We start from the raw sequence: 25,508 nt of genomic DNA, 5'->3' as shown, positions 1-25,508 counted from the left end.
AACCATCCAAACTCTCCCTTTTTATTGAAGAATATACCAACGAAAGTTAGTATAGCATACAGACTATCTATAGTAAATTCATTCTTTCTGCAAGATTTACTGCCTCTGTCCGCGAATCTACATTCAACAAAGAAAACAGCTGAGTTAAATATCTTTCGGTTGTTCTTTGAGGAATATTTAACTCTATAGCAATTGCTTTATTCGTATGTCCTTCCGCAATCAGTCTTAAAATTTTCTTTTCTTTTTCATTCAAGTGAATATCGAGTTTTGCATCCTGCAATTTAAATTTATTATCGAGAAAATCCAAGAAATTTTGAGGTAAAACAATTTCACCATTTGCAATGGCTCGAACAGTTCGTAAAATTTGCTCCTTAGATGCTGTTTTAGCTAAAATACCTTCTATTTTCCGTTCTAAAATAAGAGGATAATAATCAGTTATATCATCACCAGTATAAAGAATAATTGAAGCATTTGACTGGATAGCTTTAATGTTTCGTCCTAAATTAATGCCATTTTCTAACGGCATATTTATATCAATTAAGTAGATATCATATGGTCTGTTTTTAATTCTCTGTATGACATGAGTTGCATCACTTTCTGTATCAACTATAATATCTTCATTTTCTTGAAATAAATTTTTTGTTCCCTCTAAAACAATAGGGTGATCATCCACTATGAGCATCGTAATCAAGTGTATCACTTCCTTCTTTTACTGTAATTCTAATAGACATTCCTTCACCAACCTGCGTATCGATGCAAAACTGCCCTTTAAATGCCTTTACACGCTCCTGCATACCTTGAATTCCCATCGAATCTGCGAGAATAATATCATCAATATTACAGCCTACACCATCATCCTTATAGATGATTTCGAAACCATCGCCCATTTCCTGCAAATGAATTTCAACTGTTGTTGCATAAGAATGTTTTAAAGCATTGTTGAGTAATTCTTGAAATAATCGATAAATCATTAAATTCATACGCTCATCCTCTAAATAAAGACGATCTATCGTATAAATTAACACAAAACTAGACCTTTCTATTACTTTGCGAATTAGCTTTTCTAATGCAGCGTTTAACCCTAGAGTATCTAATAATGGGGGCTTCAAATTTTCACAATAAGCTCTTAAATCATGTAAAGATGTAACCATCTGCTGATGTATTTTCGCAAGTTTCGGCTGGATATCTGGTGCACCTTTCATATTGACTAGGACATCAACCTCCCGGGCAATATGGAGTTGCTCTTGCAAATTTGTATCATGTAACTCTTGAGCTAATTGATATTTTTCCTCTTCAAACCTTAACCATAATAATTTGCTTAACCAAGGTAATTGACTATCATCTGCTTGCCTCATATGCTTTAGTTCCTCTAACAGCTCTTCTACCATCTTTGTATTTTCAATAAAATTATTTACATACAATAAGAGCAATTCAAGCCATAGAAGCTCTTCATCTTTTAAATGAATTGAATTATTATGTCCCAATACTAATGTTCTTTTATAATGAGCATCTTGATGGAGGAAGGCTAGATAGACTTGGTCAATTTTTTTAATTTCCCCCAATTTCAAATCTTCCATTAACATTGGATTAATCGAAATATTCCCCTCAACCGTTGATGTACATTGCTTTGTGTCATAGTCATAAGTTAAGACAAATACGTGTTCGAGCTCAAGATGCAGAGAAACCTCTTGAGCAAATTTCTCTAAAAGCTCATCTATTTTGATAGTTTTACCGATTTTATCCACCGCTGTATATAACTGATGTATATAATCCCCTTTAGTCGAAAATAAGATTTTTCGTTTTCGATAATCGACTTTCTCTTTTATGTAAAAAAGAACAACTAACGATAGAAAAGTAAAGAATGAAACACCCGATATTACGCTCATTGTTAAATATTTTCCTGCAATCCAATACAATCCAACTATAAACCATAAAGTAAATATCAATGAAAAGATTACATAATAACGAAGTCTTGTAATATGGTATTCAATATCAAATAATCGTTCTGCTAACTGTGTAAAAATGAAACTAAACGGAATTAACAATAAAAATAGAGCACTAATTTCAGCAGAAAGTATATATCGATGGAAGAAAATGTATGGGAGCGCATATAGAAAAAGGAAAGGCAGAAACGGAATCATTATACTAATTAATAAAATTTTTAACTGAGGCGATTTATATTTGAAATAGCTTAGCAATAAAATACTAAGTATGATAATAAGGAAAACGAAGAACATAGCTAGTACAATATTCGAAAGTAAATTATTAATAGCAGGGTAAATAACGCCAATACCGCCCAATATCATCCCTATCACAGGGAGTATATAAAATAATTTTATATTATTAGAAAGCAACCAATTTGTTTTTAAAAATGTGTAATAATTCCTTAAGAAGTGGAGTAATAACACTAAGCATAGTAACATGCTACAACGGTTAACGATAACACCTATGCTATTTAGGCTTCCTGATGCACCAATGCTTACATAAGCCATGGAAACAGTGAGCATAAATAAAATAAGTAAACATAAAAGAGATGTATTCTTTTGTTTGAAATATAAGTAAAACACAATAATTAATGTTAAAAAAAAGTAACAAAAAGGTATTACCAATATGTAATGAAAATATTGCTTTAGTAAATCAAATCGACTAATGCTCACATCAATTATTTGTCCGTTAGGCTTCATAATTGTTATCGAGCTTGCCGTACGTAATAAATGATCATGTTTTACATTAGGGACGTCCTTTGTATGAATGTTATTTACACTTAAAATAACATCTCCTTCAGAAATTCGAATTCCATCCTCTAATTGTTTATTGTACGAACTAGTTACTACCCATTCCCCATTCTCTTCTTTTAAATCTATACCCAAATAATGCTTGCTGTAAGTAATATACAATAGGTAAGATCCTAGCAATATGTAAATACTTACAGCAAGCATAAACCATATACGTTTAATTATTTTTAGTTCCAAAATCCACTTTCTAAGCGTACATCTTCATCAAACGAATCAAGTATCGCTCTTTGCTCCATAGCTGAAACTCCAATTAATGAAGCTTTTTGTTCTTTTAAGAGTGCAACTAAGTCTGGGTTTTTTTCTAGATGTTGAATTACATTAATCATATTAATCTCTCCTCAATTCATTAGTTTTTTTAGGTAATCTTTACATACTTCATTTATAGCTACATTTTCAAGAGTATCGAATGCTTTAAACTTGTAAACATTCTTAATAGTAATTGCATAGCGTATTGCGCCACCATTTGTCAACTCATTTTTCGTAGCATTATTATCCAAAAATGCACCTATATCGTCATTATAATAGTTTATAACAGATTTTGAAATATCATTTTTTTGCGATAGTAGATAAATAATAGGCAATGAGTATCTTTTATTTAGCAAATCATTTTTAGGTCCCCAAGTTTTTAAACCTTGAATATCGTTTTTTATTTGTTGGATAATACCTATGTATTTCCCATATTCCTCAACTTCAGAAGATGTCTCTCCTTTTGCAAGCACTTCGCCAATTAAGCAACCCATTGCTGTTAAAGAACCCGACTTTTGTTCAATCATTTGTATATATGATTGCTCATCCCTACAAGTATTGAGTAAATCTAGTTGCTGACCGTTTATACTTCGTAATGCATAATCCTCTAGTATTTGAATAGCAGTACTTTTGTGTTCAAAGGAAGTCTCACGTATAGTTCTAGAAGCCATAACTAGCATAGCTAAAGCAGTATTTAATGATAGTTCGGGTGTTTTAGTCCAACTGTAGTCTGAATCCTTGTCCTGCAAGTCGTCGATAATATCAAACGATAAAATTAAAAGTTCGATAGCTGCGGCAGCTTTATAAATGTCCTCGTTCAAACAATCTGTAAATGCTTCATAATGCCAATAACAAAGCTTACCAAATGAATAGCCAACTGCCTTTTTCTCTTCTTTAAAATTTTTTAGCATCGTCCGTAGTTCATGACCTATCAATGTCTCGTTTTCAATTAGAATGTCCAATGCTTCATTAATTTGTTCGTCAAGCTCATGCAATAGTCCTCTCCTCCCTTAAACATATTATTAAATATTATACAGATTTATGGGAAATAATACTAGACACCGAAATTACAAGGTAATATTTTACATAAATCATTAGCACAATATACCGCCAAAAAGTGGCGGTATATGCGGAAAGCACGCCATTTCTTTATTTAGAAATAGTAAAATAAGTGGCGGTGTTATATTATTGACCGCCATTTTTTGGCGTAAACTCACCATTGAAATGGCGTCCTCACTGATGATACGCTTACATTAAGCTAAGATAAATTTGTATTCTGTTCGTCTACCAATCTTTGAGTTATAAGGTTCATTAGAAATGAGATCGTATGCTATGTATATAAGTTGATTGGAGAGAAGACTGGGCGGCTTCTCGGTATTAGAGTCACATTGAACGCCTATTCAGAACGGAAATCCCCTACGTTTATCGTGATGTGCCATTTTCGTTTAAGCTATTAACAAGGGAATTCTCGAAACACTGGGAGTGATTGAAATGAAAAATAAAGTAACTGAAAACGTTTTAATACTTACAGCTAATTTTTCCTGTACAATTTTTGTCTCTGAAGAAGAAATCACTATTAAAAAACCTTCGAAAGAACAACAATATATTGAACAAATTATTATTGATGCCGAACAACAGGTTTTTAAAGAAACATTAGCAGAGTATAAAAGCAAATCTACATTTTCAAATTTTATTTGCAATATTCCTGGATTTGAAGATACTTTTCAGCAAAGGTTGGACAGTTTTATTGAACAATACGGAATTATAAGAGTATCTGAAGAAAGCCTGCCTATGTTGCCTTTAATAAGTCCATTTACTTCCGAGTTAAACATACATACGCCTGTACTATATATGTCACCAAGCTTTAATATCATAAATGCAAGAGGCAATTGCTCTAGCGCTTCGTCAATTGGAAATGCTATTAAAATTGGAGAAACAGTCGGCCTACCTGTATATCTTCATAATCCTGAAGTAGAAATGGCAATGTCCTCTTCAGGGAAATTTACTGCTGTAAAAGAAGCAAATTGGGCACCCAAAAAATCAGCCGCCAATTTTACCGGTATTTCCATTAGTGACAATGGTATTTCTTTTAATATTTCTACAGCATTTAATGTATGGAATAGAACGTCCATTAAGCATTAATATTAGACTGGATATGGGGTATGGCACAGGTATAGTTATGTGCCTCGCCTCGCCTCCCTTCCTTAAAATCGTTCTTTATGTCATTTTAATAGGTCGCATTGATGGTTTTTCCGTCGCTCTAACTTCTATCCGTCACTCTGGCGCTTCTTTCCATCACTTTGACCTTTCTTTCCGTCGCTTTGGTCTTTCTTTCCGTCGTTCTAGCCATTCCTTCCATCGCTCTGACTTCTTTCCGTCGCTTTGGCGGTTCTTTCCGTCGCTCTGATCTTTCTTTCCGTCACTTTGGTCTTTCTTTCCGTCGTTCTAGCCATTCCTTCCATCGCTCTGACTTCTATCCGTCCCTTTGGCGGTTCTTTCCGTCACTTTGATCTTTCTTTCCGTCGTTCTAGCCTTTTTTTCCGTCGCTCTAACTTCTATCCGTCACTCTGGCGGTTCTTTCCGTCGCTTTCATCTTTCTTTCCGTCGTTCTACCCATTCCTTCCATCGCCCTGACTTCTATCCGTCGCTTTGGCGGTTCTTTCCGTCGCTTTGATCTTTCTTTCCGTCGCTTTGACTGTTCTATCCGTCGTTCTACCCATTCCTTCCATCGCCCTGACTTCTACCCGACACTCTGGCGCTTCTTTCCGTCACTTTGACCTTTCCTTCCGTCGCCCTGACTTCTATCCGACACTCTAGCGGTTCTTTCCGTCGCTCTGATCTTTCTTTCCGTCGCTCCAGCCTTTCTATCCGTCGCTTTGACTTCTATCTATCCCTTGAACTTCTATCCGTCACCTTCGCACCTCTATCCTCCACTTTGACTATCTATCATTGCATTTCTATCAGGCAATACAATGGTTCTAGTTCTATTCATAAGAAAAAAGGTGCCTCAAATGAACTTTGAGACACCTCTGATTATTAACCTTTTACATAATAAACTTCTTGGCCGCTTTCGATGATATGATCAGGCTTCGGTTTACCAGCATTTGCTTTATGACCAGCAATATGTTCGGGACTCTTCTCCCAATTTTTCCATGCTTCTTCTGATTCCCATCGAACCACAATTAACACTTCCTCATCACCACGTCGTACTTTTTTTACAAGTACTTGCTTATCAACAAAGCCCGGCTGTTGTTCAAGCAATGATGGACCATCTTTTTTTGCACCAAAACGCTCAACGACTTTATCCGAATTCCCTTCCGTAACGACAATACGTTTAATTTGTACAAACATATTAGTTAAACACCTTTAGAACATCTTCAACTTTTTGAGTTTCAGAAGTTAAACCGCCACCAGATAAATACCAAACTTGTGGATCTAAATAAACGATTTTACCGTTTTTCGCAGCATTAGTAGCACCAACAATTTCGTTTTCAATTGCAGCTTTTGTACCAGACTCACCTTCTGGATTTACAGCAGCATCACGGTCAACTACGAATAAAATATCTGGGTTTGTGTCACGTACATATTCGAAGCTTACATTGTCGCCATGTGTATCGACTTTAACTTTTTCATCAGCAGCTTTCACACCATATACATCATGAATCACACCGAAACGTGAACCAGGACCATATGCAGATAATGAACCTTCATTTGCTAAAACGATTAAAGCTTTTTCTTTAGCTGAAGCTGTTTTAGCTTTAACTTCTTCTACTTTTGCTTCGTATGCAGCAAATGCATCAGCAGCTTCTTTTTCTTTACCAAAAATCTTACCAGCTAATTCAGTTTTTTCTTTGAATGATTCCACGAAATTTTGATCATCTACACCTACAAATACAGTTGGCGCAATTTTAGATAATTCATCGTAAGCAGATGCTTGACGACCAGAGATGAAAATAATGTCTGGATTCATAGAAGAGATTGCTTCAAAATCAGGCTCTTTTAAAGAACCAACATTTACGTAATTTTTATCAGTATATTTGCTTAAGTATTTTGGAACTGATTTTTGTGGAAGTCCTGCAACTTCAACACCTAAAGCATCTAAAGTATCAAGGAAACCATAGTCAAATACAACAACATTCTTTGGTTGCTCTTTAAGCGTTACTTCTTTAAAAGTTTCTTTACCATCCTTGATAGCTGGGATTGTTAGTGGGTAAGCTGTAGCTTCTTCCTTTTGATCCACTGCAGACTTGTTATCGGTTGAAGAATCTTTATCTTCTTTTTTTGCTTCATCTTTAGAACCGCAAGCAGCTAATACTAATAGCATCATCGCCATTAATACAGTAAGTAATTTCCAATTTTTCATTGTAAAATTGCTCCTTTATTTTTCAGATGGACATTTCCATCTATTATTTTTTTAAGAGTTAAAATATACACAAATGCGACAGCCGTCCTGTTCTTGAACAGGGATATCCATATCATAGATTTCCTTAAGCGCATCAGAGTTGATGATGTCATTTGTTGGACCGTCTTTGACAACACGTCCATTTTTTAATGCGACAATATGATCAGAGTATACGGAAGCAAAGTTAATATCATGTAATACGATGACAACCGTTTTCCCCAGCTCATCAACGAGCTTTCGCAAAATTTTCATGATTTGCACAGAGTGCTTCATGTCTAAGTTGTTAAGCGGCTCATCAAGCAAAATATAGTCTGTATCCTGCGCAATAACCATTGCAATAAATGCACGTTGACGTTGACCACCAGATAATTCATCCAAATAATTGTGCTGAAGATCCTCTAAATTCATATATTGAATTGCTTCATCTATCTTTAGCTCATCCTCAGGCTTCAAATTTCCTTTCGAATAAGGAAAACGCCCAAATGAAACAAGCTCACGAATTGTTAGGCGAACATTCATATAGTTTGACTGTTTTAAAATGGATACTCGCTTCGCAAAATCGTCCGATTTCCAACGACGTACATCTGATTTATCGAGTAATACTTCCCCAGTGTCTGCATTAAGTAAACGGCTTACCATTGAAAGCAATGTTGATTTACCTGCGCCATTCGGTCCAATAAAAGACGTAATTTTCCCTGGTGCAACGTCGACACTGACATCTTGAATGACCGGTTTTTTCCCAAAAAACTTAGAGATTTCTTTTACTTGGATCATCCTGCTGACCTACTTTCCTTCAATAATAAGTAGATGAAGTACACGCCACCTACGAAGTTTATAATAACGCTTAGTGTTGTATCGAAATTAAAAATACGTTCGACCATCCACTGTCCACCGACCAAAGCTACAATACTCATCACACAAGAACCTGCGATTATCACAGAATGCTTGTACGTCTTGAAAAATTGATACGATAAATTTGCCACGATTAAGCCAAAGAATGTAATTGGCCCAACAAGAGCTGTAGAAACAGCAATTAATATTGAAGATAAAATGAGCATACGCTGTACAAGCTTGTCATACGGTACCCCTAAATTAATTGCTGTATCACGTCCAAGAGACATTACATCTAATTGGTTCATGTGACGCCAGCCATAAATAAAGGTAATGATTATGACAACACCTGCAAGCCATACTAAATCCGAATTGACATTGTTGAAGCTTGCAAACATTTTACTTTGTAAGCTTAAAAACTCATTCGGGTCTATTAAAACTTGGAAGAATGTAGTTACGCTTCCCAAAAACGTTCCGACAATCATACCGACAAGCAGCAAGAAATAAATCGGACGTTTTCCTTCCTTGAACAATACGCGATAAAAAATCACCGCAAAGACAACCATAGCTAAAACAGCTAGTAAGAAATTGTATTTTGCATTAATTACGAATATCGACATAGAGCCAAAGAAGAAATAGATGAACGTTTGAACCATCATATATAATGCATCAAGTCCCATTACACTCGGCGTTAAAATACGGTTATGTGTAATCGTTTGAAAGACTACTGTTGAATAAGCAATCGCAATCCCTGTTAACGACATCGCTACCACTTTAATAATGCGACGAGGGAACGCGTAATGATAGTTACCATTAAGTCCATAAAATACATACAGTAAAATAGATGCTACAGCCAAACCTAGTAAAATCAACATTTTTGTACGGTTACGCATATGCTTTCCCCCTAAATAACATAATTAGGAAGATCGCACTTCCGATGACCCCGACTGTCATACTAATCGGAATTTCATAAGGGAAAATCAGTACACGCCCTATAATGTCGCAGAATAATAAGAACGACATACCTAGTAATGCTGTATGAGGCAATGTCTTAGCAAGGTTATCCCCTTTGAACAGCGAAACTATATTTGGAATGATTAAACCAAGGAACGGTATCACACCAACTGTTAGCACCACCGTCGTCGAAATAAGTGCTACTAACACTAAACCTAAATTCACAACGAATTTATAGGAAAGACCAAGGTTTTTTGCAAAATCCTCACCCATTCCTGCCACTGTGAAACGGTTCGCATAAATGTAAGCTAAAATCAGCACGGGTACACTTATGTATAAAAGCTCATAACGACCTTTCATCATTAATGAGAAATCTCCCTGTAACCATGCAGAAATGTTTTGGATAATATCCGCCTTATACGCAAAGAACGTTGTAATTGACGAAAGGATATTCCCAAACATTAAGCCAATAAGCGGTATAAAGATCGCATCTTTAAACTTTATTCGATTTAATATTTGCATAAACAATAATGTGCCGGCTAAAGCAAATATGAAAGCGAAGGAAATTTTTTGAAAGTACGAGACATTTGTGAAAAACATCATCGAAATTAATATCCCCAACTTTGTAGCATCTAACGTACCTGCTGTCGTTGGTGACACGAACTTATTCCTACTTAAGCTTTGCATAATTAAACCAGCAATACTCATACCTGCACCTGCTAACAAAATTGCTACAAGTCTCGGTATACGACTAATAAAAAATAGTCTAGTTTCTTCTGATTCGAAGTCTAATAGATCACTCGGTTTTATATCAACTACTCCGATAAATAGTGAAACTATAGACAGCACAACAGTTGCTGTTAAAAGATATCTTTTTTTCATTGTAATCCCCGGTAGATTCATTTTTGCTCGTAACACTCATTGAAAATGATTATCATTACTCACGATTCTCATTATAAGCGTGTTTCTATTCTCAGTCAACCTTCAATTGAGAATTATTCTCGTTTTATTTGAGAATCCTTAAAAAATGAGTATTCTCAACGGAATATTTACATTTAGTGTTATTTCTGAAGATTAAAATTTCTACATTTTTTACACAAATAAAAAGGTAATTGAGAATAAAATACTGTTTTCTTCTCAATTACCTTATCAAATTAATTATGCCTCGGCATAATTGCCGCTGCCGCTTCGCTTTCACTACAGATAAACAATGCGTCCGGAATCGGCTTTGTGCTTAGGCCTGCGTGAGGGCCGACACGATGTCGGTCATTTCGGTAATGCCACAGGACATGGCGTTTTTACCGATGCAGGTCAGTTAGCCGTTATCGCATGGATGCGATGATTTTTAGGCTAACATCCTTTATTAACTCCTTTCCGATTCTGTGACATCTGCCGGAGGCTTTGGGCCAACAGATGTTTTTTGCGCGAAAGCGTAGTGCTAACGCAGTGTCAGCAACGTATTTTGACTGAGCTTCTCTATTTTAGCGGATGTATGGACACCCACGGAAAAGTGACTTAAAACCACATTCATCTTATCACCTATAGAAATGAGATACTTCAGCTGAAGAAGTTAAGCTATTCGTCGAACGCCTTTTAACCATGCAAAAATAATTAAAATGATTAATATAAAACCGACATATCCCATGACAGCATATAGCTTAGCTACAAGCGTTGTAAAACCGGCAAGACTTGCTAAAAAGGCCAAACCACCGATAAAAACGGCAGTTACCTTAAAACTAGCCTTATTAGGTTTTAAAAATCTCACCATAAATGAATAGAACATCCCCACTGCTGTATTATAAATCATCCCTAATAATGAAAAGGACATCAATAGACCAATCAGAGGATGAATTTCATTTGCCAAAGCTAGCATTGGTATATCAATGCCAACGATTACATTCATTTTTGCAAGAAGAGACAGGTTAATAAGTAGAATTAAAGCTCCAAGCAAAATCCCACCAATAATACCTCCCAGCCCTGCCACTTTTTCATTGCGAATAGACCCACACATAACAGTTAAAAGCGAAAAACATACACCGATATTAAAAGACAAATACAGTACAGCAGTAACCCACCAGCTTGTAGAACTTACCTGTGCTCGTTGTGCAATAACAGCTTGTTCGACAAAGGTTAAATCCATCGTAGCTAATGAATAGATTGCTATTATCGAGACAATTGCTAGCAGATAAGGTGTAGCAATTGCAATAACGTTTATGATGCTCTTCACATCCATCATAACTGTCGCTATAGTAAGTACAATCATACAAATGCTCCCCAGCCAAACTGGTAGTCCAAACATTTGATGTAACGTAGCACCTGCTCCTGCAAACATGATTACTGCTACACCGAATAAGAAGAGCGATAGTAAATAATCCATCACCAAACCTACAGCATTACCTGAAATTTGATAAATTAAATCTTTGTGCGATGTCGTACGTAATCTTGAGCTAATTTGAGCAATGCACATCCCTACAAAGGCAAATCCAACTGTAGCAATAAGTGCACCATAAATTCCTTGAAAGCCATAGCTCGTAAAATATAGTACGATTTCCTGTCCTGATGCAAATCCCGCACCGACGATAATTCCTACATAGGCACCACCGATTTGCAAACTTTTTTTCAATCAGTTCTCTCCCTGTTTATCCTATTATTGGGATCATCACCAAAACGTATGGTTGATTTCCATTCCGACTGGGCGCTTTGTTGTTGCTGTCGCTACGCTTTCGCACAGATAAAACAATTGTTGCTGTCGCTACGCTTTCGCACAGATAAAACAATTGTTGCTGTCGCTACGCTTTCGCACAGAGCAAAGCTTCTTAGGGGCGTCCAGCCTCCACTCCAATCAACTTATTTATATAGTAGACGTTTTATCAAAAGCCATCCACAACATTTGGTGATGAACCTATTATTGATAGACCTTCTTACTGATTGTTAACTTATCGATTACTTTCATATCAGGTGTATATCCAATTCCGGTCGTTTGCGGCACACGAATATAACCATCCTCTACAATTACTTCAGGTGTAATGATATCCTCATACCAATAATGACTAGAGCCTGCAGTATCTCCAGGCAACACAAAATTAGAAAGCGATGTTAATGCAATATTATGTGCTCGTCCGATTCCTGCCTCTAACATACCGCCACACCAAACAGGAATATTATTTTCCTTACATAAATCATGAATTCTTCTTGCTTCTGTTAAACCGCCTACACGTCCTATTTTTATATTAATAACACCACAACTACCAAGCTCTATAGCTTTTCGAGCATCTTCGTAGGAGGTGATGCTTTCATCTAAGCAAATAGGCGTTTTTAACTTTCGCTGTAGCTTAGCATGATCGACAATATCATCAACAGCTAACGGCTGCTCAATCATTAATAGATTAAATGCATCCAGTTGCTGCAATACATCCATATCGTTCAATGTATACGCAGAATTAGCATCTACCATCAAAGGCAGATCTGGCATTTCAGCTCGAATAGCACGAATAACTTCTACATCGTGACCGGGCTTAATTTTCACTTTTACTCGTTTATAGCCTTTATTTACATGGCCTTTTAATAATTCAATTAATGCATCTGTGGAAGATTGAATACCTACGCTAACACCTACCTCTATTTGTTCCTTAACTCCGCCTAGCGCTTGAGCAAGTGATTGCTTCGTTTGTTGAGCATAAATATCCCAAATAGCCCCTTCAATAGAGGATTTCGCCATGCAATTACGACGAATAGGGGAGAACAAAGCACTGACTTCATCTGGATGCCCTATCTCTTTATGTAACAAGATGGGGATTAAGAAGTCTTCAAGCATATGCAATGTTGTTTTTAACGTCTCTTCTGTATACCACGGCGCTACAAAGGCAACAGCTTCTCCCCATCCTACAGTTCCTGATTGATCTATCGCTTCTATAAGTAAAAACTCTTTTTCATCAATTGTGCCAAAACTCGTTGTAAACGGTGCTTTCATAGGCATTTTTATATGTCTCACTGTAATCTGTTCTAATTTCACAAGATTTCACTCCTTATCCTTATTATAAAGCTAATAAGGAGCGTCTGACTAATAGATAGCTATGAACATAGTCCTTATTCTTTTTTACTCGAACAATTGCATAATTTTGCTCAAACAATGTCGTTAAAATAGTACGTACTTTATAACGCCAGTCCTCTGCAAGCCTAGGACTCTCCACTTTCATCTTTTGTGAAAATTGAGGAATGGGCAATAAATAGGCGTCCTTATAATATGATTGCTCTTGCTGAAATTCACCATCAATATCGAGCACTGGTAAGCCATCTACCGTTAAAGACCACGGTACAATTCCGTCAGCTTCTTCTTCCAGTTCATCTAAGGAGTCCTCCACTCGGTCGCGTTCAATCCACCATTCAACAACAATTCGATCTGAAGGTAGCCCATCGTTAAAATCATCCTTGAGCGGTCCATAATAATCATTTTCGTACTGAAAACTAAAGGCATTGAGCTTCAAAAATGATAAATTAGCCATACATGCTTCTAGCGGATCAAATAGCCAAATCACAAGCTGAAACCCATGTTCTTTTGCATATTCCTGTTGGGCATGCTTTAATAATTCACCTACACCTTGTTCACGATATGTTTTCTCCACACCAATCATGTGTGAGTGTAAATATATTTTTCCATGTCGACAGCCAACAAAGCAGTAGTTAAAGCCAATCAGCTTTTCGTCTAAATACGCTCCAAGGATTAATCCACCATTTTGTACAGCTGCTAACAATTGATGTGAGGGAATAGCCTGACTCCCCCAGATACTTTCATTCAAAATTTGTACTTCTGCAATCTCTGTAGGTGCCATTATTTTTTGAATACGTACTCTCTCTAACATTATGCTGATCCCTCCTTTGTATTCCCCGACTCCAATGCTAATAATACCGCTCTTGTAAGGATTTCAACCCCCGTTACAAGCCTCGCCTGCTTAAATTTCATCTTTGGATGATGTAGGCCTGGTGTTACACCACAGCCTAAACCTAACATCGTAGATTTTAAATGCGGGCGTTGAACTGCATAGTGATGAAAATCTTCTCCTCCAGGTGTATGAACCGGCTTTCTTAAATTCGACAACCCGGTTGCTTGCACGATTGCTTGCTCCATAATATATTGAGCAGTTGGGTCTACCTCAGCAGCTACTACATTTGCTACTGTACGTAATTCAATCTGCACTTTATGCAAGACCTTGGAAGAATCAATAACCCTTTTTACTCCCTGCACAAGTGCATCCATCACATCATTTTGTTGAGCTCGTATATCAATGGTAAACGATGCACTTCCAGGAATAATATTGCCGGATTCTCCTCCAGCATGGAATTTGGTCATCTTAATTGATACAGGAACCATTGGGTCAGTATGAAGCGTTCTTAAATCTTCGATAATAGTTGCTCCTACTTCAATAGCGTTCACGCCGAGATGCGGTCTTGCAGCATGAGCATCTTCTCCAATGATTTCCCCCTCAAGTAATCGAGAGGCTCCATGATACAATGCGGCACAATATGTACCATCTTCAAGCTCATGGACAGGCCTTACATGGACACCAAATAAAAAGTCTAAATCATCAATGATTCCTTCTTTTAAAACTGATAAAGCACCAGTTCCCTTTTCTTCAGCTGGTTGAAAAATCACACGAATTGTACCGCTGAATGATGGAGCAAGCTCTTTCAAAAGTAATAGAGCACCGATTGCCATCGTCATATGTCCGTCATGGCCACAGGAGTGATTCGCACGAAATTCACCATCTACTTCCTGCCATAACGCATCAATGTCCGTACGCAAACCGACTTTAGGACTACCACTTCCTACATCAACATAAAGTCCTGTACTGTTTTTAAAGCGTTTTGGTGAAAATCCTTCACGTGTTAGTAAATCAACAATATAATTTGTTGTTTCTACCTCATGCCAGCTTATTTCTGGATTCGCGTGCAAATACGTGAAAATCTCCATTAATCTTGGCCTCAAACGACTTAAAGCTTCCTTCATAGCATCCAACCCCTTAAATTATCATACTATTGAGATTATTATAACGAAAATGAAACCTTTTCACACAAAAACATATTTCCCATTCAGAAAATTAACTACATAATACAGTTTATTACATTCAGACTGTAGATAATTTATTACATCGAGTCATAAAGTACATTGAATAATCATCTTCTATACACTTCTAATAATTAGAAGATGCTGATTTTCGCTACAGGCTAGAATAATATGCCTACATAAGTAAAATTTAAGGCTTATCATCGAAGATTTGGGATGATATTTGATCAATTATGCCTCGGCATAATTGCGTCCGAAATCGGCTTTGTACCGCCCAGCAGAAACGGAAATCAACCACACTTTATGTGATGACAAAATATCAACAAAAAAAGATGCAAGTACAGTTATTTGAATAACTGCATTTGCATCTTTTGATTAATTAATACCTCGCATAGCTTTTGAAATAATTGGCGAAAGTACTAATATTATTATCCCTAAAACAATTGATAATGAGCCTAAGAAACCGAAGTATGTGAATTCACTTACCACTTCATAGACTTTTACAAGTTGTGCGTTGATTGCTTGCGCTGCTGCGCTTGTTAAGAACCAAAGTGACATCGTTTGTGCAGCAAAAGCCTTTGGAGCCAATTTTGTAGTAGCTGATAAACCTACTGGCGATAATAATAACTCCCCAACTACAACTAAAAAGAATGATAATACTAACCACAATGGGCTTACTAAATCTGTACCACCAGATAAATACGCTGGAATCATCATCACGACGAATGACATTCCTGCAAAGAACAATGCATAAGCAAATTTACGCGGTGTAGATGGTTGCTTATCTCCCCACTTCAACCATAACATGGCAAATAATGGAGCCATTGTAACAACGAATAAAGGGTTTAACGATTGGAACCAAGAAGATTGAATATGGAAACCACCAATATCTAATCGTGTACGACTATCTGCAAACGTTGCTAAAATAGTTGCCCCTTGTTCTTGGATTGCCCAAAACATTACAGCTGATATAAACAAAGGAATATAAGCGAGCACTCGAGACTTCTCGTCCTTCGTTGTTTTCTCACTGCGATACATATAAATAAAGAACACTGTTGGAATTACAATACCTAGCGTCGTAATAATTAAACTAAAAACATTCATTGTTAGTACGCCAGTTTTAATACCAATTGCCCCAGCAATAATAATAAGTAAAGCTATAATCCCAAATCGAGTAAAGACTTTTTTACGTTCTTCAGGTAGTAACGGGTTGTTTACCTGCAACCCTGCTATCCCTAAATATTTTTTCTCTGTTAATTTATAAATAATTAAACCAATAAACATTCCGATCCCTGCTAGACCAAAGCCTAGATGGAAATTATACTTTTGTCCAATTGTTCCGACAATTAAAGGTGCAAGGAATGATCCCATATTAATACCCATATAGAAAATTGAAAAACCTGCATCACGGCGACTATCTGTTTCAGAATACATATCTCCGACAATGCTTGAAATGTTCGGTTTTAATAAGCCTGTCCCAATAACAATAAAGAACATTGAAACAAATAACATGCTTACGCCACCAGGTAACGCTAGCAGGAAATGCCCAAACATAATGAATACACCACCATAGAAAATGGTTCTACGTGTACCTAGTATTCGGTCAGCAATCCAACCACCGAGAATCCCTGACATGTAAACCATTGATCCGTAGATAGCCATAATGGAGTTCGCTGTTCCACGATCTAGGCCTAAGCCGCCTTCATGCAATTCATAATACATAAAGAAAATCAGAATTGCTCGCATACCATAGTATGAGAATCGTTCCCAAAATTCAGTGAAAAATAATGTAAAGAGCCCTTTTGGGTGTCCGACAAAGCCATTTTGAGGGACGGATTTTACAATTTCATCTTTAGTAGACATAAAAATATCCTCTCCCGATTTCATTATTCAATGATAATATTATTACCCATTTACAATGGATAAAAACTTTATTTCATCATACTAAAGCGTTTTCAAAACTTTTTCAAGAGTTTTAAAAAATGTTGAAATTTTGGACCTTTTCTTTAAATTCAGAATGATTTTCTTCGAATTATAGCAAACCTATTGATATTCCTAAGTTTTCTGATTCTTTTATACCCACTAAATTATAAATCGTTATAAAATTATTCTAAAATATTTTATAGTCAGACTTTTTACTTTTTAAACAAAAAAGCTTGTATTATCTATAATTTCATTCATAGCGATATAAATTCTCTTTTTCGATTACAAAAAAGCACGCTAGAAACACGATGTGCTTCTAGCATGCTTTTAAAACAATGATGTTATTCATTATTTAATGACATATTGTTGGAATTTTGCATAATCCGCTTCTTTTAACTCTAGCGTTAGCAGCGTACCATTTTCTTCATATGCTGTTTCAAAGACAGAGGCGTATTCATTTAAATAAGAGACAATATTCCCCTGTTCATACGGAATGAGCATATTACATGTTACATAATCAGAGAAAATATGCTGACGTATCATTTGCAATAATTCTTCTAATCCATTCCCTTGCTTCGCAGAAATCCAAATATTATCACCACTAATAACAGGATAAGGAACGTTTGCTATATCCGCTTTATTATACACATAAATTGTCGGAATCCCTTCAACGCCAACTGCCTTAAGCGTTTCATTTGTTACATCCATCATAAAGCCGTGCTCAGAATTGGAAACATCTACAACATGGAGTAGTAAATCGGCGTCACGAGCCTCTTCCAATGTTGATCGGAATGCCTTCACTAAATGATGCGGTAATTTACTAACGAAACCAACTGTATCTGTTAATAGGAATGTCTTTTTGTCAGATAATTCTATTTGACGGACGGATGTTTCAAGTGTGGCAAAAAGCATGTCCTTCTCAAACACTTGTTTATGATCTTCCTGCCCTATTTTCGAAAGTAGCTGATTCATAATAGTTGACTTACCAGCATTCGTATAGCCGACAATGGAAACGACAGGGATAGCATTTTTACGTCGTTGTTTACGCTGCGTCTCCCGTTGCTCCTTTACATGCTCAAGCTCCTTCTTTATTTTCGAAATCTGATCCTCAATTTTCCGACGGTCCAACTCGAGTTTTGTCTCACCAGCACCACGGTTTTTAAAGCCACCACCTGTGCCACCACCTTGACGGCTGAGAGATGCATGCAAGCCGACTAAACGAGGTAGCATATATTGCAATTGTGCTAACTCGACTTGCATCTGTGCTTCACTTGTTTTAGCACGACGTCCAAAAATATCTAAAATCAACATCGTTCTATCAATAACCTTCGTCTCTAAATCACGCTCTAAATTACGGATTTGTGAAGGTGATAATTCATCATTAAAAATCACTAAATTCGCTTGTGCTTCATCATAAAAGTTTTTTATTTCTTCAATTTTTCCAGTACCAACATAATGAGATGGCGTAATGCGCTCTAAATTTTGTGTGACAATGCCGGCAACCTCAACATTCAAAGCTTCAGCTAAATTTTTTAGCTCCTCCATCGAATAATCAAAATGCTCATCATTCCGTAGATTTACGCCAACTAAAACAGCTTTTTCCAACAATATATCTACTTCTTTAATTCTATCCATCCACAAACCTCCCACCAAACTTTGGTGCTACTACGACAAATTTTCTTCATCTTACCATATAATGTCCTAATTCGTGTCGTTTAACATATATATCGTAAAAAATGCGCCTTTATGCAAAAGGCGCATTTCATTTTTACTTACGTTCTTCTTTTAGTAATACTTCAGTACGATTGAATTCGTCTTCAATATCTTTATTCGGTTTATATGTCAAAATGCTGACAATAACCGCTACAATTAAGCATACTAAGAAGCCTGGAACAATCTCATATAATGTATCAGCTAAGAACTTTATTTTCCCCCAAACAAAGGCAGTTGCTGCACCTGCTACCATCCCACTGAGCGCTCCGTAATTCGTTAATTTCCTCCAATACAGTGACAGCAATATTACAGGACCGAATGCTGCACCGAAACCAGCCCAAGCAAAGCCCACTAAGTCTAAAATAGAACTATCTGGATTCCATGCTAAAATCCCTGCGACAATAGCTACAACTAAAACGGCCACACGGCCAATAAAGACATAATGCTTATCATCTGCTGTTTTATTAAATAATGCTTTGTAAATGTCTTCAACAAGCGCTGACGAAGTAACGATTAATTGCGATGAAATGGTACTCATTACTGCGGCTAAAATAGCAGCTAGCATTATACCTGCAATAAATGGATGGAATAAGATTTGACCAAGTACAATAAATACTGTCTCAGCGTCCTTTAATTCACCTGCATTTTGCTCATAATAAGCCACACCTACTAAAGCTGTTGCAATCGCTCCGAATAAACTTAATATCATCCAACCAATACCGATACGACGAGCCTGCGTTGTTTCTTTTACTGAGCTTATGGCCATAAAGCGGACGATAATATGTGGTTGTCCAAAATAACCTAGTCCCCATGCAAGTGATGAAATAATTACTGCAGCAGTTGCATTTGAAGATAATAAGCTTAGGTGTTCAGGATTTACAGCTTTAATGGATGTTATTGTATCTCCAATCCCACCTGTCAAAAACAAACCAAATAACGGTACACTTATAAGTGCAAAAAACATAATAAGTCCTTGTAAAAAGTCTGTATAACTAACTGCTAAAAATCCTCCAAACAATGTGTATGCCACAACAACAGCAGATACAATTAATAAGCCAGTATGGTAGTCATAGCCAAATGAGCTATCAAAAAACTTACCCCCTGCAACCATTCCTGAAGAAACATAAAATGTAAAGAAGATTAAAATAATGATACCTGACGCAATTCTTATTAGTTTAGTGTTGTCTCGTAAACGATTATCTAAATAACTTGGAATAGTAATTGAGTCATTAGCAACTTGTGTATATACACGCAGCCTCGGTGCTACTAATAGCCAATTCAAATATGCGCCAATTGTTAAACCAACAGCAATCCAAGCTTTGGAAAGTCCAGCTAAATAGATTGCACCCGGCAAACCCATTAACAGCCAGCCAGACATATCTGCTGCACCCGCGCTCAGCGCTGTAACAGCAGGGCCTAGCGAACGCCCCCCAAGCATGTAATCCGTTAAATTTGATGTTTTCCTAAATGCATACCAACCTATTCCTAGCATGGCGATCATATAAATAATAATCGCAAGTAATTGATACATGTTTTCAGACATACTTTTCCCCCTGTTTCCCCTTGGTGTGTTGTTGCTGACGCTTTGCTTTCGTTACAAAAACAATTGCTGAAATAAATTAAAATGTCAGTACAATTAAAATACCACAAATATACAAAATATCCTATAAATATTCAAAAAGTGTATTCTGAAATTTATACTAGCATTGCACTTCAAAAAGTGTGTTAAACTAGTGCCATCTATAACACGATAAAGAAGGCGAAACGTATGACATTTGAAGAAATGAAAACTCAGCTTATGGAGCGGATTTTACAGCAGCAACTCGTTACTGCTACGATCAGTCAACCACGTATGAAATCAAACGAAGTAAAACGTATAAAGCTAAAACCATTATTACTTAAGGATACTTATCATATACAAGTTGAATATCAATTTGAACGTATTTTAAAACATGAAAATGTTCTATTAGAAGATTTTCATGAGAAGCTAGAAGCATTTTTTAACGATTACCGTCAAGCGCATATTGATTTTATTGATGAAAATATACAAGTACAGCTATCAAAAAAGAACAAAGTCCTATGGAAATCTGATAAATCCTCAACGCCAAAGCAAGTTAATTTAGCGCATAATCGCAAGAAAAACTATTTACTGGCAGAGGATAAGCCGTACCCATTTTTAATTCGTCTTGGTGTGCAAACAGAAGAAGGCAAAATAAAGAAACAAAAATACGATAAGTTTAAACAAATCAACCGCTTCATTGAATTTATTGATGATGCATTAAGCTATTTGCCAAAGGATCGTCAAGTTCGTATTTTAGATTTTGGTTCAGGCAAATCCTATTTAACATTCGCCCTATACCATTATTTAAAAATCGAAAAAGGCTTAGACATCCGTGTCACTGGTTTGGATTTAAAGAAGGAAGTTATTGAAGATTGCTCACGAATTGCACAGGATTTAGGCTATGAGCAGCTCGAATTTCTAGTAGGAGATATTAATGATTATAATGAGGAGTCTGCTGTGGACATGGTGGTAACTCTACACGCTTGTGATGTTGCCACTGATATGGCATTAGCCCGTGCTGTGAAATGGGGAGCAAGCGTTATTTTAAGTGTCCCTTGTTGCCAGCATGAGCTAAATCGCCAGCTTAATACACCAGCATTGGATATCATGCTTCAACACGGTCTCGTACGCGAACGTTTTGCAGCGCTCGCAACAGATGCAATCCGAGCGGAAATTTTATCCCACGTTGGCTATGAAGCACAATTGCTAGAGTTTATAGATATGGAAAATACACCAAAAAACATTTTAATACGAGCCTATCATACAGGTAAAAAGCCGAGCTCTGAACAGCGAGCCAATTATGATGCCTTTATAAAGTTGCTAAATGCCAAGCCATTTTTAGCAAATGAATTACAAGCTTACTTATAAAATTCGCTGTATTTATGGTCGCAGAGTAAATTTTCTCTCTTCTTTCGCGGGCATTTTATGGGGATGCGAGGGTATTCACTTTCCTTCCGCGAGTATTTCATGATGAAGCGCGGGTATTCGCTTTCCTTCCGCGAGTATTTCATGATGAAGCGCGGGTATTCGCTTTCCTTCCGCGAGTATTTCATGAGAATTCGCGAGTATTCTCTTTCCTTCCGCGGGTATTTCTAATTTGCGCAATTCAAATTAACAGGGCGGTCCAATAATTTCTGGACCGCCCTTACTATTATAGTTCTTGTCGTAATGCTTGAATAACGTCAATTTTTGTGGCCTTACGTGCTGGACGATAGCCTGAAATCATTGCTACCCCAATACTAATCGCTGATGCAATAAGAACAAGCTGCCAAGGAATAAGGGAAAATGTAATGTCATTTCTACTAAAAGCATCTTCCCCTGTTGCAGCTTTTAGAATTAAAGGTAATGCAGCATTTGCTACAAAGCTAATAACATATGAAATGGCTACCGCTATCAACGTACCAATAATACCAATGAATGTACTTTCCATTAAGAACAATCGTTGAATAAGCTTAGGACTTGCTCCAATCGCCTTTAAAACACCAATTTCTCGAGTTCGTTCTGTAACAGCCATTGTCATTGTATTGAAAATGCCAATCGAGGCGATCAAGACAGCAATTGTTCCTACAAATATTAAACCAATTTTTAAAACTAGGAAAAATACATTCATTTGATCCAATTGTTCAGTAACTGAATAAACGCTATAGCCCTTGTCTTTTAGTTTGTCTAATATCGGCTTTACATTTTCCATGCTATCTGCAAAAATATTAAATTCCGAATAAAACATTTCATCCTCTTTAACATTACCAGGTGCTGCTAAATTTGTAGCTATCATCGGCTTTTGCTCTGTATCCATATAGATAGAGTTATTGATCATCCAATCATAAGAAGGCTTCTTCATAACACCGACAATCGTATATTTCATTTTCTTTGTCTCTTCTGCCCCATCAGTACGTGGCATTAATGATAACTCGATCTCTTTACCAATTAATGAGTCCTTATAACCTTCCTCACTACCATTATAATACGTGTCTTCTGCTTCAGCTTTTTTACTCTTTTCTTCAATAATTTTACGCTCAGCATCATTGACTAATGTTTGAGCAAAATGATAACCTACAACGATTTCGTTTGGCTTTGTTGGATACTTTCCTTCTTCAAGCTTGCCATTCACTTGCTCAAAATCATGCATATTAGCAACGAATAAATCTGATTGTGTATCACGGTCCTCAAAAAATGAATGTGCAGATGCATTGACAGTAATCGTTTCGAGTACTGTTTCCACATGTTCTATACCTTTTATTTCATGTATTTGGTCCTCTGTAAATTGATCATTACCAAACACTTGAATTTTCGTCACTTTTTCATTTGATAATATTTCATTACGTATGGAATCCTGAAGCCCAAACCCAACTGATGCGAGGACAATCAAAAATGCACAGCCCATCGTTGCCGCTAGCACGGTCATAAACACACGTAATTTATTTTTCTTTATATGCTGTTTAACAAAATCTAATTGATCTTTAAATAACATATTATGCTTCCTCCTTTACAAGTTCCCCATCGTACATGCGGAAACGTCGATGTGCTATCGTTGCTACTTCCTCGTCGTGAGTAATGATGACAAATGTTAAACCAAGCTCACGGTTTAGGCTTTGAATGAGTAGCAATATATCTTGCTCTGTTTCCGAATCAAGACTTCCTGTCGGCTCATCCGCCAACAAAATAGGAGGATTTGTAATTAAGGCTCTTGCAATACTTACACGCTGTTGCTGACCACCCGATAATTCATTTGGGTAATGGTCTGCCACCTCTGTTAACCCAACCTTGTCCATTAATTTTTTTACCTTTTCTAGACGCATGTCTTTCTTGATACCCTGTAACTTCAAAGGTAGTTCAATGTTTTCAAATGCCGTTAAGCCTGGCATCAGTTGAAAGTTTTGAAAGATAAATCCGAACTGTTGCAAGCGAAAAGCAGCACTTTCTATTTCAGTGAGATGAGCTGTTTCCATTCCGTGTACCTTAATAGATCCTTGCTCAGATTTCATAAATCCAGCTAATATTTGTAATAAGGTTGATTTCCCGGAGCCACTTTTACCAACAATTGCGACAATCTCTCCTTTTTTCACCTCAAAATTGACACCCTTTAATACCGGAACCTGCTTTTCCTTGCCTTTCTTTCCAATTAAAAATGTATGTTGTAAGTTCTCGACTTGAATCATTTTCAAAAAACTCCCCTTTCACCTTCTTTAGATTCATCACCAAAACGTGGGGGTTGATTTCCGATCCGGCTGGGCGCTTTGTTGCTGACGCTTCGCTTTCGCACAGAGCAAAGCTTCCTAGGGGCGTCCGATGAGCCGCTTCACTCGCGAGGCTCGCTCCAGGGTCTCGGGCCAGCACGATGCTGGTCACGAAGGCGTTATCACAGGACGTGATGGTTTTAGCCTTCGTTCCTCTATTGCTGATCCCCAAGGAGTCGCCCAGCCTCCACTCCAATCAACTTCTATACATGAATATGTTTTTAACAAATATCATCCCAAACTTATGGTTATTAACCCTTCTTTCTTCATTGTAGTAAATAATTCTTAATAAAGTTGAAGGATAAAAATGAAGATATTCTTAAGAAAATGGAAAACTATTAGCAAAACAATTCCTTTACATTCTCTTTACAATTCATCCGAAAATTTTTCGAAATTTTATGTCCGAATAGTATCTTTTTGTATTAAACAGAGGAAAATCTCTTTATAAAACCTATCTTAAAGGCATTTTTCCTGTATTAGTAAAAACAAACACAGTGATACCTTTCTTATTTTGTGAACAAATTTTATATTACAGGATTGTAAAGTTTTCTGTAGAATTGAAGAATTTTATGTAGATAATTTAAAGATTTTGTTATGATAGTAAAGTTTAGAGGCTAATTTATTTATATCCAGGAGGATTCGATTTACATGCTTAACTCAAAAAAACAAGACCCTTTCTTTATAGCTTTGCATAAAATTGCTGAGAATATGAGAGAGGCTGTACATTACGCAAATGATTTTCGTATTAACAGTGTGGCTGACTTAAAAGAGATTAGCATTACTATGAAAAATTACGAAACAGCTGGTGATAAGCTCATTCATGAACTAATCGTGATGCTAAACAAATCATTTATGACACCTATCGAACGCGAAGACATTCTAGAATTCGCCATTCGTATGGACGACGTATTAGATGGTACGGAGCATTGTATCGCTCATTTTGAGATGTTCTCTCTAACTGAGGTTGATGAATCAATGCGTACTTTCTTAGGCTATATTTCAAAAAGTGCTGATGAAATTGTTAAAGCAACGGAAGAGTTAAAGAAAAAGAATCTTATTGGCATGCGCCCACACTCAATTCTTATTAAGGACTATGAACGTGAATGTGATGAAGTACAACGTTCGTCTATTAAACAACTATTTTTAAATGAAAAAGATCCAATTCGACTTATTAAATATAAAGATATATATGAACAACTTGAAGATATCGCTGATCATTGCCAAAACGTTGCAAATACTATGGAAACAATTATCATGCGTAACGCGTAATTAGGAGATGGGCACT

The 25,508-nt window shown here is 36.6% G+C and carries 24 protein-coding genes; 6 read left to right on the top strand and 18 right to left on the bottom strand.

Features of this window, described 5'->3' with window-relative positions; translation table 11 throughout:
- Positions 1-67: 67 nt before the first annotated feature.
- The 4 genes from ACMZ42_RS05040 to ACMZ42_RS05025 are packed head-to-tail and all read right to left on the bottom strand — an operon-like array spanning position 68 to position 4,036.
- Positions 68-682: a response regulator gene (locus ACMZ42_RS05040; protein ID WP_370080104.1), complete on the bottom strand. Its 615-nt coding sequence runs from the start codon at positions 680-682 to the stop codon at positions 68-70.
- Positions 666-2,939: an ATP-binding protein gene (locus ACMZ42_RS05035; protein WP_415730837.1), complete on the bottom strand. Its 2,274-nt coding sequence runs from the start codon at positions 2,937-2,939 to the stop codon at positions 666-668. Before ACMZ42_RS05035 ends, ACMZ42_RS05040 begins: the two co-directional genes overlap by 17 nt.
- A 23-nt stretch (positions 2,940-2,962) precedes the next feature.
- On the bottom strand, positions 2,963-3,121 hold the full coding sequence (comX, locus tag ACMZ42_RS05030) for a competence pheromone ComX (protein WP_370080026.1): 159 nt from the start codon (positions 3,119-3,121) through the stop codon (positions 2,963-2,965).
- Positions 3,122-3,133: 12 nt separating this feature from the next.
- Positions 3,134-4,036, bottom strand: coding sequence for a polyprenyl synthetase family protein (locus ACMZ42_RS05025; protein ID WP_415730807.1), 903 nt, complete (start codon positions 4,034-4,036; stop codon positions 3,134-3,136).
- 496 nt (positions 4,037-4,532) lie between these two features.
- Here ACMZ42_RS05025 and ACMZ42_RS05020 point away from each other — a divergent pair, with 496 nt between their 5' ends.
- The 4 genes from ACMZ42_RS05020 (at position 4,533) to ACMZ42_RS05005 (ending at position 6,063) form a co-directional block, all read left to right on the top strand.
- Positions 4,533-5,183, top strand: coding sequence for a hypothetical protein (locus tag ACMZ42_RS05020; RefSeq protein ID WP_415730806.1), 651 nt, complete (start codon positions 4,533-4,535; stop codon positions 5,181-5,183).
- Positions 5,184-5,196: 13 nt separating this feature from the next.
- Positions 5,197-5,448 (top strand): hypothetical protein, encoded by a 252-nt coding sequence (locus ACMZ42_RS05015; RefSeq protein ID WP_415730805.1) that lies wholly within the window; start codon positions 5,197-5,199, stop codon positions 5,446-5,448.
- Positions 5,449-5,547: 99 nt separating this feature from the next.
- On the top strand, positions 5,548-5,715 hold the full coding sequence (locus ACMZ42_RS05010; RefSeq protein ID WP_415730804.1) for a hypothetical protein: 168 nt from the start codon (positions 5,548-5,550) through the stop codon (positions 5,713-5,715).
- A 99-nt stretch (positions 5,716-5,814) separates the two neighbouring features.
- Positions 5,815-6,063, top strand: a complete 249-nt coding sequence (locus ACMZ42_RS05005; protein WP_415730803.1) for a hypothetical protein — start codon at positions 5,815-5,817, stop codon at positions 6,061-6,063.
- Positions 6,064-6,077: 14 nt separating this feature from the next.
- Here ACMZ42_RS05005 and ACMZ42_RS05000 read toward each other — a convergent pair whose 3' ends face one another.
- The 12 genes from ACMZ42_RS05000 to putP form a co-directional block, all read right to left on the bottom strand.
- Positions 6,078-6,392, bottom strand: coding sequence for an antibiotic biosynthesis monooxygenase family protein (locus ACMZ42_RS05000; RefSeq protein WP_370080036.1), 315 nt, complete (start codon positions 6,390-6,392; stop codon positions 6,078-6,080).
- Position 6,393: 1 nt separating this feature from the next.
- Entirely contained in the window at positions 6,394-7,404 is a 1,011-nt protein-coding gene (locus ACMZ42_RS04995) for a siderophore ABC transporter substrate-binding protein (RefSeq protein ID WP_402870164.1), read from the bottom strand.
- Between the two features lie 51 nt (positions 7,405-7,455).
- On the bottom strand, positions 7,456-8,217 hold the full coding sequence (locus ACMZ42_RS04990) for an ABC transporter ATP-binding protein (RefSeq protein ID WP_370080040.1): 762 nt from the start codon (positions 8,215-8,217) through the stop codon (positions 7,456-7,458).
- Positions 8,214-9,167: an iron chelate uptake ABC transporter family permease subunit gene (locus ACMZ42_RS04985; protein WP_370080042.1), complete on the bottom strand. Its 954-nt coding sequence runs from the start codon at positions 9,165-9,167 to the stop codon at positions 8,214-8,216. Before ACMZ42_RS04985 ends, ACMZ42_RS04990 begins: the two co-directional genes overlap by 4 nt.
- Positions 9,160-10,110, bottom strand: a complete 951-nt coding sequence (locus ACMZ42_RS04980; protein ID WP_370080044.1) for an ABC transporter permease — start codon at positions 10,108-10,110, stop codon at positions 9,160-9,162. Before ACMZ42_RS04980 ends, ACMZ42_RS04985 begins: the two co-directional genes overlap by 8 nt.
- A gap of 688 nt (positions 10,111-10,798) precedes the next feature.
- On the bottom strand, positions 10,799-11,851 hold the full coding sequence (locus ACMZ42_RS04975) for a hypothetical protein (protein WP_370080046.1): 1,053 nt from the start codon (positions 11,849-11,851) through the stop codon (positions 10,799-10,801).
- 282 nt (positions 11,852-12,133) lie between these two features.
- On the bottom strand, positions 12,134-13,240 hold the full coding sequence (menC, locus tag ACMZ42_RS04970) for an o-succinylbenzoate synthase (RefSeq protein WP_415730801.1): 1,107 nt from the start codon (positions 13,238-13,240) through the stop codon (positions 12,134-12,136).
- Positions 13,241-13,262: 22 nt separating this feature from the next.
- Complete coding sequence (locus ACMZ42_RS04965) at positions 13,263-14,087, bottom strand: GNAT family N-acetyltransferase (protein ID WP_415730800.1); 825 nt, start codon at positions 14,085-14,087, stop codon at positions 13,263-13,265.
- Complete coding sequence (locus tag ACMZ42_RS04960; protein WP_415730799.1) at positions 14,087-15,232, bottom strand: M20 peptidase aminoacylase family protein; 1,146 nt, start codon at positions 15,230-15,232, stop codon at positions 14,087-14,089. Before ACMZ42_RS04960 ends, ACMZ42_RS04965 begins: the two co-directional genes overlap by 1 nt.
- A gap of 432 nt (positions 15,233-15,664) precedes the next feature.
- Positions 15,665-17,152 carry a peptide MFS transporter gene (locus ACMZ42_RS04955; protein ID WP_415730798.1) on the bottom strand — a complete coding sequence of 496 codons (1,488 nt, stop codon included), beginning with the start codon at positions 17,150-17,152 and terminating at the stop codon, positions 15,665-15,667.
- Positions 17,153-17,560: 408 nt separating this feature from the next.
- Positions 17,561-18,847, bottom strand: a complete 1,287-nt coding sequence (gene hflX / locus ACMZ42_RS04950) for a GTPase HflX (RefSeq protein WP_415730797.1) — start codon at positions 18,845-18,847, stop codon at positions 17,561-17,563.
- Positions 18,848-18,980: 133 nt separating this feature from the next.
- Positions 18,981-20,468, bottom strand: a complete 1,488-nt coding sequence (gene putP, locus ACMZ42_RS04945) for a sodium/proline symporter PutP (protein WP_415730796.1) — start codon at positions 20,466-20,468, stop codon at positions 18,981-18,983.
- A gap of 225 nt (positions 20,469-20,693) precedes the next feature.
- On the opposite strand from putP, the gene ACMZ42_RS04940 reads away from it, so the two are divergent.
- The gene (locus ACMZ42_RS04940; protein WP_415730795.1) at positions 20,694-21,854 is read left to right on the top strand and encodes a class I SAM-dependent methyltransferase; all 1,161 of its coding nucleotides are present in this window, start codon (positions 20,694-20,696) and stop codon (positions 21,852-21,854) included.
- Between the two features lie 283 nt (positions 21,855-22,137).
- Here ACMZ42_RS04940 and ACMZ42_RS04935 read toward each other — a convergent pair whose 3' ends face one another.
- Complete coding sequence (locus tag ACMZ42_RS04935; protein ID WP_370080061.1) at positions 22,138-23,457, bottom strand: ABC transporter permease; 1,320 nt, start codon at positions 23,455-23,457, stop codon at positions 22,138-22,140.
- 1 nt (position 23,458) lies between these two features.
- Complete coding sequence (locus ACMZ42_RS04930) at positions 23,459-24,145, bottom strand: ABC transporter ATP-binding protein (RefSeq protein WP_370080063.1); 687 nt, start codon at positions 24,143-24,145, stop codon at positions 23,459-23,461.
- 726 nt (positions 24,146-24,871) lie between these two features.
- On the opposite strand from ACMZ42_RS04930, the gene ACMZ42_RS04925 reads away from it, so the two are divergent.
- Positions 24,872-25,492: a DUF47 domain-containing protein gene (locus ACMZ42_RS04925; protein WP_249074778.1), complete on the top strand. Its 621-nt coding sequence runs from the start codon at positions 24,872-24,874 to the stop codon at positions 25,490-25,492.
- The last annotated feature ends 16 nt before the right edge of the window (positions 25,493-25,508 follow it).

This window comes from Lysinibacillus sp. NPDC056185 (assembly GCF_047737915.1).
Lineage (GTDB): Bacteria > Bacillota > Bacilli > Bacillales_A > Planococcaceae > Lysinibacillus.
The sequence above is the reverse complement of the archived record's forward strand: the minus strand, read 5'-3'. Positions and strand labels throughout refer to the sequence as shown.